Below are 18,369 nucleotides of genomic sequence, written 5' to 3'. Positions count from 1 at the left end.
TGACCCACAGAAGCACTTAGTGTGTGCTTTGTGCTCAAAACCACCCTCTTTACAGGGGGTTTTTTTATGTTAAAAAAGCGATCATTACAGGATTGTCATGCACTTTATGAGCTAATGATGCATCCTGATGTTTATCCATTTGTTAGACAAAAAGCTTCTTCATATGAAGAGTTTTTATTTATTACAAAGCAAACAATCGAAGCCGAAGAACGCGGTGAAATTATTTCGAGAACCATTTGTGATGAATGGGGCGATCCTATAGGCACTATTAATTTATTCGATGTACAAGACGGTGCGGGATTTTTAGGAACATGGCTTGGCAAGCCTTATCATGGCAAAGGGTACAATCAACAAGCTAAAGATGCTTTTTTTGATGAATTATTCTACGAATTAACCATTGAAACGATATATATGCGCATACGCAAAGTGAATGGTCGTTCTCAAAAAGCAGCTGAAAAATTACCTTATGTAACATTTGCTAATGAGACACGTAAAGCATTATTGCATGAAATTAACAATGGTCAAGACATCTACAATTTGTATGAAATAGCTAAAGATAGCTATACGTTGTATACAATGCGTCAAACGACCGACGAACAAGAACAATTACTACAAGCGTAAAAAATCGGACTTTTTCAAGTCCGATTTTTTTATTGTAAGTCTGTAATAATTTTTATTGTAAGTCTGTAATAATTTTGACCATGTTAGTAAATACTGGTAACAAATGTGGTAAAGGAGGATTTTCATTATGGCAAAAGAGAAAAGACTTAGACAAAAACCAACGAAAAGTAATTTATCTAGCATGCAAGAGGTTACATATCAACATGAGTTTAAGATGGCTGATCAGGCTGCTGGCTACAAAGGACGTAATCCTCGTTCTTAATTTCTCGAACTTCTCTTAAATAACCGAAACTTTCCTATCATTGTTTCGTCAGGATAAGCCAAACTAGTTATTGAAGTCGATAAGACTTCAATTTATGGTTATCGGAGGGCTTCATCATGGGTCGAGGACATAAACATCGTAAGAATCGTGATAAAAACTCTGTAACATTGCCACAAACACCGAAAGAGTTAAAAACTGATGGTCGAGATGTCGAGTTTTCTCGTGAACTTGCAGACGAGGATGACTTTGAGGCATTAGAGCGCTCAAGACAAGCAGACGAAAGAGCGCATAAACGATTAAGGTAACAATAGCACAAACGTGTAACATGAGATAGTATTTCCACTACACCATGTACGGAAAAGGACTGACTCCTAAGTCAGTCCTATTTTTATGCTTAAAAGGGGAGGTAAGCAATGTACACTATACTGTAACTTTTTGTTCTTGTTTGAATATTGCTTTCTTGATGTATGGAACGGCGAATCTATCTACACCATAATAGTAGCTTGCCGTACCAGCAAACAATAAAATTACTGCAGCAGTATATAAAATTGGGTTTGTGCTAGTTGTTCCTGCTAGTAAGAAATTCAGATTCATGAATGCACCCGCTAGCAACGCAGGGATTGTCGCTGCTCCTAAAATAAGTCCAATACCAACTAGTACTTCACCCCAAGGAATTAACACATTAAACAATCCAACATTCGGCAGAGCAAATCCTTCTAGGAACGATGCATACCAGCCTTGCACTGCTGGATGATCACCAGTTGCCTTACTAATCGCGCCTTTTAAATAACCACTTGCGTCAAATCCACCTATTTTATTAATACCAGCTTGGAGCCACTGAATACCTAACCAAATTCGCAACACTGTCCAAATACCCGCTGCAATAGGACCTTGTAGTACTTTTTTCATCTGATGACACTCCTTTATTTTTAATTGCGAATCACTTCATAACTAAAATTATAAAAGTATAATAGATTAAACTTTGTTCTGTTTGTGAAATAATTCACTAACTTTCATGTCTTAATCTTATACTCATTTCACTCTTATTTCAATATATTTGTGAATAATTTCACATATCTGTCACCATTACACACTACGATTATTTTAAGAATTGAATTGTTGTGGAAAATGTGGATAAAACAAAAAAATATTGATATGGCTTAATGTAACTAGGTTTATATATACAAAAACTGTGCATAAGTTTGTTGATAACATGTTAATGAATTGAAATACCAATGTTCACACATCTCGTTACCTTACAATTTTGTTAACTAAATTTGTCTAATTTGTTACACCAACCGATTAATCATGTAAAAGGCAACCGTTATTTTTTAACGATTGCCCGTGTGTGCAATATAAAACATACAGTGAACAATAACCTCTGGATAACCAATTAAGTGCACTGCTACATTCATTACTTAAAAAGTAAAAACAAGCTACTTGTTATCCTTTGATTCCGGTTCAATATGAATGTGAACATAGGTAATATTATGTTCTTGCTTCATTCTTCTTTCAATGTCTTCAGTTATTTTATGACCATCATACACAGTAATTTGAGGGTCTACACAAACTGTTGCATCAACAAGTGGTTTGCTCCCGTGCATACGCCCTTTTATCAACCTTACCGATGTAACTCCTTTAGTCGTTCGAATGGTATCTTCTATTTTTTTAAGCATTGCTTCTTCAAATCCGTCTGTTAATGCATGAGTAGATTCGCGAAAAATATCCCATGCTGTTTTTATTATAATAATTCCAACTAAAAATGCAGTGACACTGTCTAACCAGCCAATCCCAAGCCTTGCACCAATGATTCCAACGAACGCACCGATACTTACTAAAGCATCTGATTTGTTGTCAGCAGCGGCTGCTTTAATTGCGTTACTATTCACTTTTGCAGCAAGCAAGCTGTTATAGCGATAAACACCAAACATAACAGCAGAAGAAAAAAGTGCTACCCACGCAGTTAAAATTTCAGGTGTTTCATTATTATTTAAATATAAAGACTGCCCTGCATCTACTAACACTTGTAAACCAACTGTAACCATTATAAAAGCAGCAGCCAATGAGGCAATGGTTTCAGCTCGAGTATGTCCATAATGATGGTCCTCATCTGGTGGCTTGCGGGCTATCTTAAGACCTATTAACACCGCAACTGAGGCAATAACATCTGTTGAATTGTTTAAACCATCTGCACGCAATGCTTCAGATCCACCAATAATCCCTACTGTTAACTTTAATATTGACAAAAAAATGTAAGCAAAAATGCTAAGCCACGCACCTCGCTCACCTCGTTTTAAATCTGATGTGTAATCCAAAATAATAATCTCCTCTGTTCATAATTTCCATTTTAACCTTATCAAATGAATATCGTGTGGGTCTACGGAAAACATATTTCCTTTAACCAAATTAGTTTAGTCATTGAAAACAAGTGGACATGGTACAAATCGCATATAGTTGTTTACTTTCAGGCCACATGTCATCATGAACGTAGCAACCGGTATTTTTTTAGCTTATTATTATCGTTTCCACTATACTTTACGACAAACATAAAGTTAAAAAATAATTGGCTTGTCTATTTTGTGGGATTAATTATTTTTGGGGACGTGCTTATACTTCAGAAGTTATTTGTAGAATGCGTTAAAAATTTTTAATTCATGTAGCAAAATTGTTTTATTTATCGTACATGTAAATAGGCACCTTTCTTCATTATCTGTTAAACCTTAACGATAAAAAAACACCTATAATAGGCGTTTCAAGTGGTAATCATTTAATTCGTGTTCATAAGTACAATTCTCCACCCATCAGGATCCTCTATTGTGCAACCTTTTTCCCTCCAATAGGGATTTTCCGGTTCCACTTCAGGATACCCGAGTTGGTTTAATCTCTCTTTGAGCTCATTTATTTCATTTTTATCGGGTATGTAAAATACTAATAAATTATCTTTAGTGGGTGCCGGGCATGGACTTCCATCACGATGTGTTGTGAATTCTAAATGATACTCGGAATCAGGTAATCCATACATAATGCCGTCATACCCCGCATGATCTTCAAAGCTACCAATCCGCGTTAAGCCTAAGCCTTTTTCATAAAAAGTAACAATCTCTTTCATTTTGTCAGTTGGTCTTGCGATTCGAAAACGCACCCATTTCATCTAATCATCTCCTAATTAAATAGAATTGCTTGTCTTCTCACGCCAACGCTTAGGTACGAGCCTAATATCAGAAATAAGTATTATGCTACTTAATATTAATAACAACCCAACAATAATACCTATCGTAATATGCTCTTGTAAAAAGAGCATGCCCCAAACTGTGCCAAAGAGTGGAACTAAAAACGTTACACTTAGTGTTCTTGTAGGTCCTACCTGATTAATTAATTCGAAGTAAATTAAGTATGCAAAAGCGGTACATACGATGGCAAGCGCAAGAACAGAAAATACAACGATGCCATTGACATGTATTGATTCAGGAAGTGTCGCAACCGTAAAAGGTAACAACACAATAGCGGCAGCTAACTGTTGTGTTGTTGATAACACTAATGGTGGCACACTAACAAACGACCTTTTTATATATACACCTGATAGTGCATACGATATTGTCGCTAAGATAGATAATAATGTTGCTGCAATAGTCCATGTGTTTACTTCTAATGCACTCCAGCCTACAAGTATAGTCACACCAAAAACCCCTAGAAATATTGCTACTATTTTGCTTAACGTGATTTTCTCATGTAAAAAAATACTTCCAACAATAACCGCAAATAATGGTGTCAATGAATTTAATATTGACGTCATAGATGCATTCAAGAAAATAGCTGATGTTGCAATTAGTGTAAATGGTATGGCAGCGTTAAGAGTACCAAGTATCATGTACTGCTTCCAATACTTTTTAATTTGCAAAGGGCTCTTACTTACCTTCGTCAGCACGAGCAAGCAAATGCCTGCTATTAAAACACGTAGCTCAATTGTAAGAAACGGCCCCAATACAGGAGATGCAACTCTAATAAATAAAAAGCTTGCTCCCCACACTGATGCTAACAAAAATAAATAACTCAAGTCTTTTTTACTCACAAATCCCCCTCATTTCTTCCATATCTTGTGATTATACAAGATGAAATCATGAGTGTATACAGTCATGAGAAGGATATATTTATTGAGCCTGGTTATTTTTCATATGAGTTAAAAAGTACATATAGTTTTTATATTCATCGTTCATACCAAGCTCTCGATACGTTTTAGTAACCCACTGTACAGCCGCATAATTTTCAGGGTCGAGTTCCATTTCCCAACTAAAGCAATCTAGCGCTTTTTCAAACTGATGTAATTTGTAATAAAGCTTACCAAGCTGTAATTGCTCATCTGGTTCATCCTGCAACCGAGTAATATCCTCAAGCATTTTAACAATAGTAGCTGTCCCCTTATTACTCTTAAGAGGCTGAATCCACTTAACAATCCAATCAATATCTCTCACCTTCAATAACTGCTCTAACAGTGCTGTGACAAAGATGTCAATATGTTCAGTCTGTTCAATCAAGTACTTTTGAAGATTCTCAAGGTTTAGTTTCTCAATTTTCAAGTTATCATTTCGTATGATTGTGCTTAGCTCTTCTATAGGTACAGTTGTTAAATGATATTTACTAGTAATATTGATTGCTTCTTCATATCTTTCAAGCGTTACAAGTGCTTGAAACAATTGATACCCCATCGTGTCCGTTGGAGGAGTCTGCTTACATGCGTCATATAAAAGGATAGCTTGCTGTGTTTTTGAAAAATGTTTTGATAATAAGTGAAGGAAATCAGGGTAATACGAATTATCTTGTTGCAGGTGCTCTATAAGAACAGCTGTAGCGTCCAGCCAGCGATCTTGCTGTAGCAACAAGTTTAATAATTGAGGGAATAATAGTGTGCGGTTTTGAAAAACATGTAGTTCAAGAAACAAAGTGTCTTTTATTTGAAGTACATTTTCTGTTTCGTATGATGATTTATATTTTAAAAATTCAATATTAGCAGCCATATCCTGTGCCCATTCATGATTTGGTAACACTTGTGATATAAGCATTAATACGTGAAAAGCATTGCGAAGCTGGCCGTTACGACGATATTCATAATATGTTGTCTCAAACAGTTTATTAGTTTCTGCAGTAGGAATGAATGAATTAAAAAGTGGATAAAGAATTAACAATTCCCGCGGTGAATATCTTTTTTGTAGCTGATGCTGTAAATGTTGCTCTGACTTAGTTAGATGAAGAGGATGGTTTGGTAGGGATGCATGAATAAGTGGATGTGGATTTTCAAAAACAATACCTTCAGAAAAAAGCCTTTCTAAATACGGAAAAACATGTTTTTCTTCACATACAACAGCTATGAATTCTTGTTTATAACACACACAGTAATGGACTTGCTTATTATCATCTATCGCTTTAATTACCTTAATGCGATGAAACATAGCAAGCGATTTAACATCAAGTTGTTTTGTTTTTTTGTGAGACTGGATGGTTATATACGTATTAGTACTCATTTTATCGCCTCCATAGATATCTTTGTTTACAGTATAACACGTTTTCTCCCCCTACAACCCCTGATTTCTAATATACGCCGTACTTCTTAATTTTTAACCACCTATATACTACAGCCTAAAAAAGTTGCGTTAAGGAAACTTTTTTAACCTAAGTTAATACTATATATTAAAATTAAAAACTACAAGGAGTGAGGAGAATGAATAAAAACACAAAAATTCACGGCTACGTTACAGTACTAAACAAACTCCGCATTTTAAGCAACTCAGAAAAAGAACAAATTATAGCTCACATAATGAAAGATACAGATACGAAAACCTAAATTCTAATATTTTTAATCAACGAGATAAAGTATTAAATTTCCTTTATTGCAAAAAGTATGGTTAGTTATTAATCGTTGCGGAGGCTTAGCATGGGTTTTTTAGAAATGACAATAAGGTGTATACTAATCTTTGTAGCCCTTTATATAATGGCTCGCATACTTGGTAAAAAAATAATAGCTCAGATGACTATTTTTGATGTAGTAGCTGGCATAACATTAGGCTCTATCTCTGGATCTTTTATGTTTAGTCATGACATTTCCATTACAGTTGGTGTATACGCACTAATATTATTTGCTATCTTAACTTTATTAATTGACTTTATTGCTTTGAAGTCATTTATCGGCAGAAAAATTTTAACTGATGAACCAACTTTAATTATAAAGAACGGGAAAATTCATGAGGAAGGTATGGCTAAAGCACGGTTAAGTGTAGATGAACTATTATTTCAGCTTCGTAAGAAAAATATATTTTATGTTGATCAAGTTGACTTCGCGTTTTTCGAAACAGATGGGACTGTATCTGCTAATTTAAAAACTGAGGAGCAGCCCGCGACAAAAAAAGAACTAACACTGTCTACACCTTCAAGAGGCATTCCACAGACATTCATTATTGATGGTAAAATATTGAAAAATACACTTAAATCCCTTAACAAGGATGAGGAGTGGGTCTATTCGTTACTAAAGTCTTATAATGTTAACAAAATTAGCGATGTGTTTATCGCTCAAATAGACGAAAGAGAAGCAGTATTTATTGATAAAAGAGTAGACCACTCCTCACTTTAAAGCAAACCTTAAAGGCCTACGAGTTTCTCGCTTAAAGTCCATAATTGCTTAGCTATTTCTTTGTCATTAGAAGCTTTAGAAGAATTTATCGCCCTATTTTTATAAAAATAACAGCCTGTTATATCCTCTACATCACTTGATGTCGCTAGATACAATGCTGTTTCAGCACCTTGTTCGGCAGTCTGGAAAAAGGGCCGCAACATACGAGTAATAAGTGTTCCAAAGCCGGTCTTTCTATTAACTCCCATATTAGTTGCTACAGCACCTGGATGTAAGCAATTTACTGTTACACCTGTTCCCGCTAATCTTTCTGATAATTCGTATGTAAACAAAATATTAGCAAGCTTCGATTGTGCATAAGCGCGCCAAAGAGAATAGTTGGTAGTTAAGTTTATATCTTCAAAATGAATCTTTCCTACCTTATGTGCACCAGAAGAGACATTGATAATTCTTGAGGGTGCACTTTTAATGAGACTTTCCAACAGTAGATTCGTCAACAAAAAATGCCCTAAGTGATTCACTCCGAACTGCAATTCAAATCCATCTTTTGTTTCGTGCCGCCCTGGCAAAATAACCCCAGCATTGTTTATCAGCACATCAAGACGATTATACTTTTCTTTAAAGCTTTCACAAAAGCTTCGAATACTTTCTAATGAGCCAAGATCACAGAGCATAAGCTCAACAGAACTATTGCCACTCTGATTTCTCACGTCCTTTAGAGCTGCTTCACCCCGGTCCTTGTTTCTACATGCCATTATCACTGTCGCACCTGTTTTAGCCATCTGAATAGCTGTTGCTTTCCCCATACCCGAGTTCGCACCTGTTACGATTATGACATTGTTTTTACTCATATTGACTCCCCTAGCTTGTAAGTTTTTTATCTACTTTGTATTTAATTGCTGCTTGCATATTATAGTGTTTCACCAATTTAGGATATACACTGATAAAAACATCTTCAAGTACCGGGTCAAACTGTGTTCTCATATTATCAAGAATAATCTTCTTGGCCTCTTCAACGGTAAAGGCACTACGATATGGTCGATCACTAGTTAATGCATCAAATGTATCGGCCAGTGCAATAATCTTTGCATGTATAGGTATTTCATCATCTTGTAGTCCGCTAGGATATCCATTTCCATCATAGCGTTCATGATGGTGCAGTACATCTGCTATAATTGTATCTGGATATTCCATATCTCTTACAATATCCGCTCCTAGTTGCGAGTGCATTTTTATATGCTCATATTCATCAAGAGTTAATTTGCCTTTTTTCGTTAAAATCCTATTATCAATATTAATTTTACCTATGTCATGAATAAGTGAACTTATCCGTAAAGTATTTAAATCTACATCATAGCCATTATCCTTCACAATCTCACCAATTAATAATGAATATTCTGATACTCTTATTGAATGACCACGTGTATACTCGTCCTTCGCTTCCACTGCCAATATTAAAGCCTTCACCGTTTTATCAAACACGTACATCATTGTTGATTGCTTAATATTTATTCTAATAACTAGATACAAGATCACGTCATATAACAGTACAAGAGTTAATTCAAACGCGTGTTGAATAGCATTGACGTCCATTGACGGGTTTAAAACGTAATTAATGATGTAATGAAAAACTAAGCTAGTTATACAAGACACATAAAATATTCGCCACTCGTTAAATAGTAAGGCTAATAAAGGTATAAAAATAACAATAAAATATGTATGAGCAGGCACTAACATAGTCGAAAGCACAATCACTGTAGCGATATTACAAAACAGCATCATCATATGATATTTTTCAGAGATATGTTTATAGCCTAAAGTGAATGGTAAATAACCTAGTAATAAAATTCCTAACAGCTGAAAGTACGTTTCGTCGAAATTAAACCAGAATAAATATATCACAGTCATGACAACAGCACCTAAAAGACACATGAGCCATAATAACTTAAGAATTGCCTTAATCCCATACGAATTAACCATTTTATCGCCTCTGAATATAGTTCGATTGTATTATATTTATTGTATTATAAGATTCTTGTCCATGTCACGAACAAAATAAAGCGTTGTCAACTGACTTACTAGTCTAGCTTTCCTATAAACATCTATTGTGCATAATAATACAAAAAGAGAGCAGCTTATGTGCTCTCTTTGTTTTTATATATGTCTTAATTTGTCTAGACCTTCTTTACACACCCCGTACGAAAGCCAAGAACAGCCGTCACAAAGGTAGTCAAGGTGTTGTGGTTCGACTTTCTTGGCTGTCAGTTTCAACAATTGTGACTTAGTGTATGTTTGTCCTGGCCTAAGACCTAAATGACGAATCACTTTTTCATCCATCGATAATACATGCTCTTGAGAGCCCTCACTAGCCTGACACCTTGTAAGGCCACGATGTGGACAAGACATACAAGCATCATCAAAAGCCGCGACAACCTTTATATCAAAATCTATCTCACTATTTCGTATATCATCTACGATTTCTGTCATTTTTTCTATAAAGCTAGGACTATATCCCATCCCACTAAATCCATGTACACATAGTAAATGATGCCCGCGAAGTACCTTTTCCATCATTGTTCCCCCTTTATACTTTATAAAGGTATATATTGGATTATTTATGCCGATACTAATTTAATATGATTAATAATCCATAGGACGGTGTTGACTTTGATTAAAATAGAGTTGAAAGGAACCGAACAAGAGCTGTTAGAAGCTCTACGAACATTGCATGATAATTATAATACTACTATAATGGGCGGACCCACTCATACGCAGCAGTGGAATGAATATAGATTGGATGTATTTGCAAAAAAGAAATAAGTAAATCGTCTAGCTTAGCTTGTTTTTATTACTCTATTTGTACTATTTTGGTTATCTGTCGGTTTATTTTCTATATAGTAACGCACTAACTCCGGAAACACATCTATGAAAATATCTTTAAGCTTCGGATCAAATTGAGTACCCATATTCTCAAGAATGATACTGTATGCCTCATCTACTGAAAATGCTTTACGATAGGGACGATTGCTAGTCAATGCATCAAACGTATCAGCAAGAGCTATGATTCTTGCATTAATAGGGATATTGGTTCCTGTAAGACACTCAGGATACCCCTTACCGTCGTAGCGCTCATGGTGATAAAGAACATCCTTAATGATGTAATCTGGGTACTCCATATCCTTTGCAATATCTGCACCGTATTGTGAGTGTAGCTTAATATGATTATATTCCTCTACTGTCAGCTTGCCTTCTTTAGTTAATATATTATGATCTATATTTATTTTTCCAATATCGTGAATGAGAGAACTGATTCGTAATGTATCTACATCAATATTAAATCCATTGTTTTTCATTTCTTGACCGATAAGCAAGGCATAATCAGACACTCGTATTGAATGGCCTCGTGTATAATCATCCTTTGCCTCAACAGCTAAAATTAATGCTTTCACTGTTTTGTCAAAAACATACATTGTTTTTGACTGCTTTATACTCATCTTGATAACTAAGTCTAAAATTATGTAGTAACAAAGTACATATGTTATTTCTATTACACTCTCAAAAGTTGAGACTGATTCAAAAGACTTTAAGATAAAGTTTATAATGTAATGAAATATGAGACTTGCTAAGCATGATGCATAGAAGATTTTCCGGTTATTAAAGAGAGTTGCTAATAGCGGTAAAAAAATAACTAAAAAATATGTACGATACGGTAAAAATACCGTGATTAAAACAAATACAATCATTACATTTATGAATAGAAACAGCGGTCGAAACTTTTCATCGACATATTTTTCAAGCATAGTATACGGAACATATCCTAACAACAACGTAGCTAACAGTTGGAAGTATGTATTATCTAGAGACTCCATCCATATATAATAGATAGCTGTTAACACGAGCGCCCCAAACAAACATAAAATCCATAACAGTTTTAGAAGTTTTTTTGTCCCGTACGAATTAACCATAAAAATCGCCTCAATAGTCCAGATGTAATATACTAATTGTATAAGATTTTGTCGAATTACAAAACCCCACTAATAAATTTAATTATTAATTTTTTCTTATTCTTGACTTTGTTGTATTTAGCATTATTCACATAACACAATCTGCCCACATGACACATCCAGTTGTCATTTCGTTGTACCGTATTTTCTAGCAATTTTACCCGCCTAACCATGAGGCTTTTGGAGGATGCCGCTTTCTTGTATTCATTTCGTGTCATGATCTAAACGTCTAAATGCTAGTTTACCTGCTGAAGCAACTTATCTGCATATCAAAAGGCTTATACAACAATTAAGGATATATTACAGGACAGAGACCCGCAGATGGAGGTGGTAAAACAAATCATTAAATAGATTCAATTCTATGAGTAATACAATCCAGCGACATTCAAATTATGAGAGCGTTGGGCGTTGCTTTAAATATTAAGAGAAATAAAAACAAGGCTACATATTCGTTATGTTAACCTTGTTTTTTTCTAATTGCTTAGGGTGTCCAGTTTTCTTAAACCTGCCAAATCTAAAATACTAAAATCTACTTTAGAAAAAATAGGTGAAATAATAAAAGCTGCCACATCAGTTAAGTTTTGCATTACGTTCAAACCTTAGGGGCCTAGTAACCATACCATAGGATACAATATCCAAAAAGCTGTCAGATAAAGTGCTGTTCTTTTGTAGTGCCTACTTAGCTTTGGACCAGACATGGCTGCGATTTTTCTTAATGGATACCAAATCGTATATAAAATAATGACAAGTGCTATTACACCAAGAACGTACCAGATATATTTTTGTGGTGCTGGGGAAAAATCAGCGATTAGCCCGGTTAAAATCATAAAAACATCCGCCCCAATGAGAGTGGCAATGATAGCCTTATCTTTCTCTTTTCTATAAAACATGGCTGTTAAGGCAAGTGCAAGCAATAACAATGGTGTTGTTACGACCCAATCTAAATACCTCGCAAAATAAACAATTTTTTCATTATAGTTCACAAACCCTTGTCCTAATGCAATGGATAAATAGGCTGCTCCTGACCAAACTGGTAAAAATATAGCTATTACATATTCATACCTTGGTACACCCTTGGGGTTTCTGCTTAATACGTAAAAATAAATGGCTCCGCTGACCATTATGATGAAATATACCCTATTTACACTTTTTAGTACGGAAAACGAAGGCTACATGACAGCGCCGGCCTAGGTTCACTTTTTGCTACACGTCAAAAAACCTCTTGCACTTTCTATGAAAGTACAGGAGGTCCTAATGTTAATTATTAAGAGTTTCCCAGTATTTTAAATGATAAAATGGATTAACGGCTGTATATCCGTTCGTAATGTCATACATACCTAAATGTAAGTGGGCTACAAATTGACCACTCGTTCCTTCAGGGCCATATCCTGTATCTCCTACATAACCGATTAATTGACCTTTTGTTATGTTACTACCTATCTCTACATTTGGGGCGTATTTAGACATATGAGCATAATAAAATGCTGTTTTTCCATCAGGCGTTTTCACCGTTAAACGCCATCCACCATATGTGTTCCAACCTTTATTTATCACGACACCATCGTACACACTATAAACCGGAGTACCAATTGGGGCAATCATATCAATACCTTCATGCTTTCTCGTTAATGTACCATCCTCATTATACGTTCTTCCATCACCGTACGTATTAGTAAAAGGTTGATAGCTTCCTGGTTTCAGAGGAAAATAGCCATCTGCATATGAAGCTGGTGCATTAACAGACTCAGTATTTTTAGCTGGTAGCTGTATAACTAAACCAGGATATAAATTATATGGATTTGCATTTGGGTTAGCAGCTAATAGCTCTGTATATGGAATATTTAACTTTTGGCTTATAACCCAGAACGTATCTCCGGGTTGAATTACATACGTATTTGTATTACCTTCAGGTGGCTGAACTTCTTTTTTTGGAATGTTAACAGTTTGTCCAATTATAAGATTATAAGGATTCACTGTTGGATTGGCAGCTAATATATCTGAATATGGAACATCAAATTTTTGTGACAACGTCCAAAATGTATCGCCGCTTTGTATGATATATATGTCGTATGTTTTATCTGTGTGATTCACAGGAATCTGCACCCGTAAACCTATGTATAAGTTGTAAGGATTTGCGTCTGGATTAACAGCCAATATATCTGCATAAGAAACGTTAAATTTTTGAGACAATGTCCAAAATGTATCCCCACTTTGAATCGTATAACTAGTTGTATGATCTGCAGAAACTGACGTACCTCCCATTAAGCCCAAAGCTAGTATAGTAGAAAGCAAGACTTTTCTTTTCATAATATGACCCTCCTTGATGTTTATAAATAAATTATAGTTAGAATTCTCCGTAAACAATATAGGTAATTAATGGACATTTAAATTACTATTTTTGTAAATAAACACATTATTTTACCATAATAATAATTTATAAGAGCGTGCTATAATTTATTCATAGATTAGTACAAAAAGAAAAGAGGATAAACTATGGCAACTATGGCAAAATACCTTCCCTCCATCACTTCTTTTATCATTGTAGTTTTGATTTTTTCTTTTGTTTTCCCTCAACACGGTAATGCAGAAACCTTTAAGCTATTACCCTATCAAGATAGTGAACTAGGTAGAAACAGTCATGCGTACTTGCCAATGACCGGCATTACCCAACTGCAACAACAAGCATTTGTTGAAGAAGTTACACCACTTGCCGTAAAAGCAAATGAAACATGGGGCGTGCCTGCTAGCGCGATCATTGCGATGGCGATTATAGAAAGTGGTTATGGCACAACAAGAATAGCTCACTATGCAAACAATTTATTTGGTATTAAAGCCTGGGGCTATAATCCCACTAACGCATGGCAGCTACAAGGACAGCCTGATGAAGACTTTGAGCGAGCAGTACCTGTCCTAGCTGACTACGGAGCCGATCGTAAAGTATATGATGAAACACAACGAAGAGATAATTGGTATCGCGAATTTTCATCATACGAGGAGTCAGTAAACTATTTAGCAGGAAAACTACTATTAAACAGCAGATACCTTCCCGCTTTACATAAGTATGAGGAGCTCTTGGCAAGTGGTATGAGCTTAGACCTTGCTGCTAATGAGTATGTGTTTAACATTGCTGAATCCGGTTACAACCACCTAGGTGGGGATTATTACAAACGTGTCTTAAGCAGCATTATGAATCAGTGGAATTTGTACCAATACGATGAAAAGTTCTTTACCGATGCAAGGGGACATTGGGCTGAAGATGCTATTCGTCAATTAGCAGAACTACACATCATTAAAGGCTATCCTGATAAGACATTTAGACCAAATCATTACGTTACAAAGGCACAATTTGTAAAGATGCTTGTACTAGCAAAGCAATACTCTTTAATGGACTATGGGGAAACGTTTCTCGATGTACCTAGTACGCATTGGTCATATCCATTTGTAGAAACAGGCGCCTATAATAACATTTTTGAGAAAACAAGCTTGTTTTCACCGAATATCTATATCACAAGAGGTGAAATGGCCACTATGTCTGCACGTGCCATGTCCTATGAACCTATTACCGATCACATTACATTTACCGATGTTCATAAAGTTGATGGGTCTATAGTATTTATAGAAGCTGCTGCGGCACATAAAATCATTATCGGCTACCCAGACGGCACATTCCGTCCTTACAACAACTTAACAAGAGCACAAGCCGTTACAGTCATAAGTCGCATGCTAAACAATTGATGCATGGGGACGGTTCTTACTCTGCCTTGAAGGAAGAAGGAAGACGGTTCGAGGGCGCTGAAAAAGTCATGCCTTTTTGAACTCAGCACATTCATTAACGATATATAGATATAAAGAAGAAGGGAATCAACTACATACAGTAGATGATTCCCTTCTCTTTTCCCACTCTTGTAACTGTTCACCAATCTCGGCCGATTCTCCTGCTTCCAAAGAAAGCGCGGGAAGATTCCACTTCCTACTTCGCATCTAAAGCGGATTGCATTATAATGTTCGCACGCTTCCTTCGTAACGATCAATACTGAAATGTCTTGAAATTCCATTAAAATCCTTATAGACCAATGCTAGCCCACATGGTATACTAGTCAAGCGATGAGCTGAATTGCATAAGACGAGATTGACGCGCCTTAGGGCAGGCACAAATGTGGAGTGCTGTCTCTCGCCGCAATACGCAAAGACGTCCTTTTCATAGGACGTCTTTTTTATTTGGTAAATTAGTAGATTGCTATATGCTTTTACACATTACATTAGCTTTTCTCCTCATGCCAAAACACTGCTAATGAACCTTCACCTGCATGAACAGCTAATGATGAACTGATTTCACCTATGACAATATTAAGCTGTGGAAGAGTTTCCTTAATCATATCTTTCAACTCTAACGCCTTTTGCAATTCATTCCCATGCATAATACCAACTTGTTTTACAGAGGTACTTTCACTCGATTGTTTTATTAACTCTACTATTTTGGCAGTTGCTTTTTTCTCTGATCGCACACGTTCATATAATTCGAGTTCCCCTTCATTATTAATAGAAAGAATAGGCTTAATTTGAAGAAGGTTTCCTAATAAGAACTGCGCACCTGACATTCTTCCCCCTTTATATAACTGATCTAGTTTTCCTAAAAGAATTAAATTTTTACTCGTAGTTACTTGATTCCGAAGCTCGTTAGCTATTTTACTCACATCTAAGTTCTTTTCTACTAGTTGCAGGCCTTTTGTTAAAAGCTCAGTAATTGTGAATGAGAGAGAACGAGCATCCACGATTTCAACATCAAACCCCACCTGCTCTTTCGCTGCTGCAGAACTTGAAATCGTGCCACTTAATTTATGAGAAACGTGAATAGCGATTGCTTGATCATAATCGCTCTTTAACATTTCGTATAATTCTACAAACTTACCAACAGAAGGCTGAGAGGTTTTCGGTACTTCCTTGTTTTTACGAATAATGTCGTACAACTCATCAGCAGATAAGTCGACACCATCCTCGTATTGCTCTCCTTCCGAAATAATAATCATTGGCACAATATATACATCAGGATGATTACGTAACTCATCTGTCAAGTAAGCTGTGCTATCTGTTATAAAAGCAATTTTACCCTTTGCCAAATTGTATACCACTCCTTTTTAGAGAAACATCATTATTAACAGTATACTAAGAAAAACAGAAATATAACACTAAGTATTAGTATCAGGTAGTAAAAATAATTTCTATGTGTTAACTTCCAATTATTTTACATTCGAATCAAACTACCCTATACTACTTATTAAAAAGTGGGGTGTTAAGCATTGGCAATCGTTACAATTGATTTCGATGGTACGTTATATCAAGGAAATTCCTTCAAAGCAATGTTTCATATTGGTCAGAAAAAATTCTCTTCGAAACAATGGGTAATCGTAGCAGCAGGACTATTAAAGGCGTTAGCTTCTGGTGCTGTGCAGGGGAAAACTAAGTTTCGACATGATTTTTTTAAGGCGTTTGCTAAAACCTTTAAAGGAAAAACAACTGCTGAATTAAATGATTTCTTTCAAGAGCTTGTTAATTTTAGTAAAGAGGATATTCACGAAAGTCTCGTCCAACAAATTCGGGACCATCAAAGAAAGGGTGATACAGTGATTGTATTATCTGGAGCACTGGAACCTTTTTTAAAAGCTTTTACGAAAGAATTACTATTGGACGTACATATTTTAAGTACTGAATTATTATTTAATGAAAAAGGATTATGTACTGGTGAAATCGGCAGGATCATCAATGGAGATGCAAAAGTGGAAAAATTAAATGAATGGATTGAGCAGCAGCACTTAACCGAAGCCTCCACAAAAGAGATATGGGCATATGCGGATAGTGAAAGTGACATCCCTTTATTGAACTTTGTCACTCATCCTATTGTCGTTAATCCAAAAGAAGACATGATAAAAATTGCACAACAAAACAAATGGGCAATCTTCGCATAGCGACACGGGGACGGTTCTCCTGCTTTCTTCGTGATTCAAAATAAACAGGAGAACCGTTAATGTTTTATTTGATTTTTAAGAATTCACTAAAAGAAGAATTGACTAGTTCTAGCAAAATTAGTGAACTTCGAAACTGACAAATCATATTCCTATTTCCAACATTTTCACAGTTACTTGCTCAATCCTGCCATCAATATTTGTTCCATCAAACCTCGGCAGCTTTAATTCACTCACGATTTTCCCATCTCGCATAAACAAAATACGCTCCGTCCGCGCCGCAACCTTTGCGTCGTGAGTAACAAGCATAATCGTCGTTCCATCCGCATTGATTTCAGAAAATATATCCATAATCTCCTGCGAAGACTTTGAGTTAAGAGCACCCGTTGGCTCATCGCCGAAGATGATTATCGGATCGCTCATAAGTGCTCGGCATATTCCAGCCCGCTGAAGCTGTCCCCCCGAAACCTGGGTTATATCACGATTTTCTAATTCCGATATCCCTACCTTTTCCATGAGCGTTTTTGCTTTTTCAGTAATCTCCTCAGCTTTCTTTCTATTGTTACGCATTAATGGCAGAATAATATTATCGAAGATATTTAAATTATTCAGCATAGTCGGCTGCTGAAAAACAAAGCCCATTTTTGTTCTTCGTATGTCGGCCAACTCATTTTCCTTAAGTGCCGACAAATCCTTGCCGTCAAAAGTGATATATCCACTGTCAACACTATCCATTCCGCTCAGCGCAAACATCAGTGTCGATTTCCCCGATCCTGAAGGTCCCATAACTGAAACAAACTCGCCCTCTACAACCTCTACAGACACACCGTCAAGAACACTATGCTTTTCATTGCCCTTTCCGAATGATTTTACAATATTTTCACCGATCATAATCTTTTTCAT

21 protein-coding genes are annotated in these 18,369 nt (G+C 35.9%); 8 read left to right on the top strand and 13 right to left on the bottom strand.

The annotated features are described in order from the left end of the window. Positions 1-66 precede the first annotated feature (66 nt). The 3 genes from EJF36_RS04190 to EJF36_RS04180 all read left to right on the top strand — a co-directional run bounded on the left by EJF36_RS04190 (position 67) and on the right by EJF36_RS04180 (position 1,188). A complete protein-coding gene (locus EJF36_RS04190) occupies positions 67-621 on the top strand; it encodes a GNAT family N-acetyltransferase (RefSeq protein WP_125905141.1) in 555 nt (184 codons plus the stop codon). Between the two features lie 127 nt (positions 622-748). Continuing rightward, the gene (locus EJF36_RS04185) at positions 749-883 is read left to right on the top strand and encodes a YfhE family protein (RefSeq protein WP_125905140.1); all 135 of its coding nucleotides are present in this window, start codon (positions 749-751) and stop codon (positions 881-883) included. 116 nt (positions 884-999) lie between these two features. After that, entirely contained in the window at positions 1,000-1,188 is a 189-nt protein-coding gene (locus EJF36_RS04180) for a YfhD family protein (protein WP_125905139.1), read from the top strand. A 115-nt stretch (positions 1,189-1,303) separates the two neighbouring features. Here EJF36_RS04180 and EJF36_RS04175 read toward each other — a convergent pair whose 3' ends face one another. From EJF36_RS04175 to EJF36_RS04155, 5 genes are all read right to left on the bottom strand, one after another. Further along, on the bottom strand, positions 1,304-1,792 hold the full coding sequence (locus EJF36_RS04175) for a DoxX family protein (RefSeq protein ID WP_125905138.1): 489 nt from the start codon (positions 1,790-1,792) through the stop codon (positions 1,304-1,306). Positions 1,793-2,319: 527 nt separating this feature from the next. After that, a complete protein-coding gene (locus tag EJF36_RS04170; RefSeq protein WP_125905137.1) occupies positions 2,320-3,198 on the bottom strand; it encodes a cation diffusion facilitator family transporter in 879 nt (292 codons plus the stop codon). 452 nt (positions 3,199-3,650) lie between these two features. After that, positions 3,651-4,034 carry a VOC family protein gene (locus EJF36_RS04165; protein ID WP_125905136.1) on the bottom strand — a complete coding sequence of 128 codons (384 nt, stop codon included), beginning with the start codon at positions 4,032-4,034 and terminating at the stop codon, positions 3,651-3,653. Between the two features lie 15 nt (positions 4,035-4,049). Continuing rightward, the gene (locus EJF36_RS04160) at positions 4,050-4,952 is read right to left on the bottom strand and encodes a DMT family transporter (RefSeq protein ID WP_125905135.1); all 903 of its coding nucleotides are present in this window, start codon (positions 4,950-4,952) and stop codon (positions 4,050-4,052) included. A gap of 79 nt (positions 4,953-5,031) precedes the next feature. Beyond that, positions 5,032-6,399 carry a tetratricopeptide repeat protein gene (locus EJF36_RS04155; RefSeq protein ID WP_125905134.1) on the bottom strand — a complete coding sequence of 456 codons (1,368 nt, stop codon included), beginning with the start codon at positions 6,397-6,399 and terminating at the stop codon, positions 5,032-5,034. A 197-nt stretch (positions 6,400-6,596) separates the two neighbouring features. Here EJF36_RS04155 and EJF36_RS21755 point away from each other — a divergent pair, with 197 nt between their 5' ends. After that, positions 6,597-6,719 (top strand): hypothetical protein, encoded by a 123-nt coding sequence (locus EJF36_RS21755; protein WP_260471824.1) that lies wholly within the window; start codon positions 6,597-6,599, stop codon positions 6,717-6,719. Positions 6,720-6,809: 90 nt separating this feature from the next. Next, complete coding sequence (locus EJF36_RS04150; protein WP_125905133.1) at positions 6,810-7,502, top strand: DUF421 domain-containing protein; 693 nt, start codon at positions 6,810-6,812, stop codon at positions 7,500-7,502. 8 nt (positions 7,503-7,510) lie between these two features. Here the strand turns inward: EJF36_RS04150 and EJF36_RS04145 are convergent, their stop codons facing one another. The 3 genes from EJF36_RS04145 to EJF36_RS04135 all read right to left on the bottom strand — a co-directional run bounded on the left by EJF36_RS04145 (position 7,511) and on the right by EJF36_RS04135 (position 10,073). Then, positions 7,511-8,353: an SDR family oxidoreductase gene (locus tag EJF36_RS04145; protein ID WP_125905132.1), complete on the bottom strand. Its 843-nt coding sequence runs from the start codon at positions 8,351-8,353 to the stop codon at positions 7,511-7,513. Between the two features lie 10 nt (positions 8,354-8,363). Continuing rightward, entirely contained in the window at positions 8,364-9,482 is a 1,119-nt protein-coding gene (locus EJF36_RS04140; RefSeq protein WP_125905131.1) for an HD-GYP domain-containing protein, read from the bottom strand. A gap of 174 nt (positions 9,483-9,656) precedes the next feature. Next, positions 9,657-10,073, bottom strand: coding sequence for a DUF1284 domain-containing protein (locus tag EJF36_RS04135; RefSeq protein ID WP_125905130.1), 417 nt, complete (start codon positions 10,071-10,073; stop codon positions 9,657-9,659). Positions 10,074-10,169: 96 nt separating this feature from the next. On the opposite strand from EJF36_RS04135, the gene EJF36_RS21300 reads away from it, so the two are divergent. Continuing rightward, positions 10,170-10,322, top strand: coding sequence for an HLA class I histocompatibility antigen alpha chain family protein (locus EJF36_RS21300; protein WP_143002993.1), 153 nt, complete (start codon positions 10,170-10,172; stop codon positions 10,320-10,322). Positions 10,323-10,336: 14 nt separating this feature from the next. On the opposite strand, the gene EJF36_RS04130 is transcribed toward EJF36_RS21300, so the two are convergent. The 3 genes from EJF36_RS04130 to EJF36_RS04120 all read right to left on the bottom strand — a co-directional run bounded on the left by EJF36_RS04130 (position 10,337) and on the right by EJF36_RS04120 (position 13,813). Next, on the bottom strand, positions 10,337-11,467 hold the full coding sequence (locus EJF36_RS04130; protein ID WP_125905129.1) for an HD-GYP domain-containing protein: 1,131 nt from the start codon (positions 11,465-11,467) through the stop codon (positions 10,337-10,339). A 638-nt stretch (positions 11,468-12,105) separates the two neighbouring features. Then, positions 12,106-12,630: a bacteriorhodopsin gene (locus EJF36_RS04125; protein WP_260471972.1), complete on the bottom strand. Its 525-nt coding sequence runs from the start codon at positions 12,628-12,630 to the stop codon at positions 12,106-12,108. A 133-nt stretch (positions 12,631-12,763) separates the two neighbouring features. After that, entirely contained in the window at positions 12,764-13,813 is a 1,050-nt protein-coding gene (locus EJF36_RS04120) for a LysM peptidoglycan-binding domain-containing M23 family metallopeptidase (protein WP_125905127.1), read from the bottom strand. Positions 13,814-13,999: 186 nt separating this feature from the next. Between EJF36_RS04120 and EJF36_RS04115 the strand changes: the two genes are divergently transcribed. Further along, positions 14,000-15,241, top strand: coding sequence for an S-layer homology domain-containing protein (locus EJF36_RS04115; protein ID WP_125905126.1), 1,242 nt, complete (start codon positions 14,000-14,002; stop codon positions 15,239-15,241). A 524-nt stretch (positions 15,242-15,765) separates the two neighbouring features. On the opposite strand, the gene EJF36_RS04110 is transcribed toward EJF36_RS04115, so the two are convergent. After that, complete coding sequence (locus EJF36_RS04110) at positions 15,766-16,623, bottom strand: DegV family protein (RefSeq protein ID WP_125905125.1); 858 nt, start codon at positions 16,621-16,623, stop codon at positions 15,766-15,768. 180 nt (positions 16,624-16,803) lie between these two features. On the opposite strand from EJF36_RS04110, the gene EJF36_RS04105 reads away from it, so the two are divergent. Beyond that, complete coding sequence (locus EJF36_RS04105; RefSeq protein WP_125905124.1) at positions 16,804-17,469, top strand: HAD family hydrolase; 666 nt, start codon at positions 16,804-16,806, stop codon at positions 17,467-17,469. Between the two features lie 141 nt (positions 17,470-17,610). Here EJF36_RS04105 and EJF36_RS04100 read toward each other — a convergent pair whose 3' ends face one another. Beyond that, complete coding sequence (locus EJF36_RS04100) at positions 17,611-18,369, bottom strand: ABC transporter ATP-binding protein (protein ID WP_125905123.1); 759 nt, start codon at positions 18,367-18,369, stop codon at positions 17,611-17,613.

This window comes from Bacillus sp. HMF5848, assembly GCF_003944835.1.
Lineage (GTDB): Bacteria > Bacillota > Bacilli > Bacillales > HMF5848 > HMF5848.
Note: the sequence above shows the minus strand (reverse complement) of the source record. Positions and strands in the feature narration are given on the sequence as shown.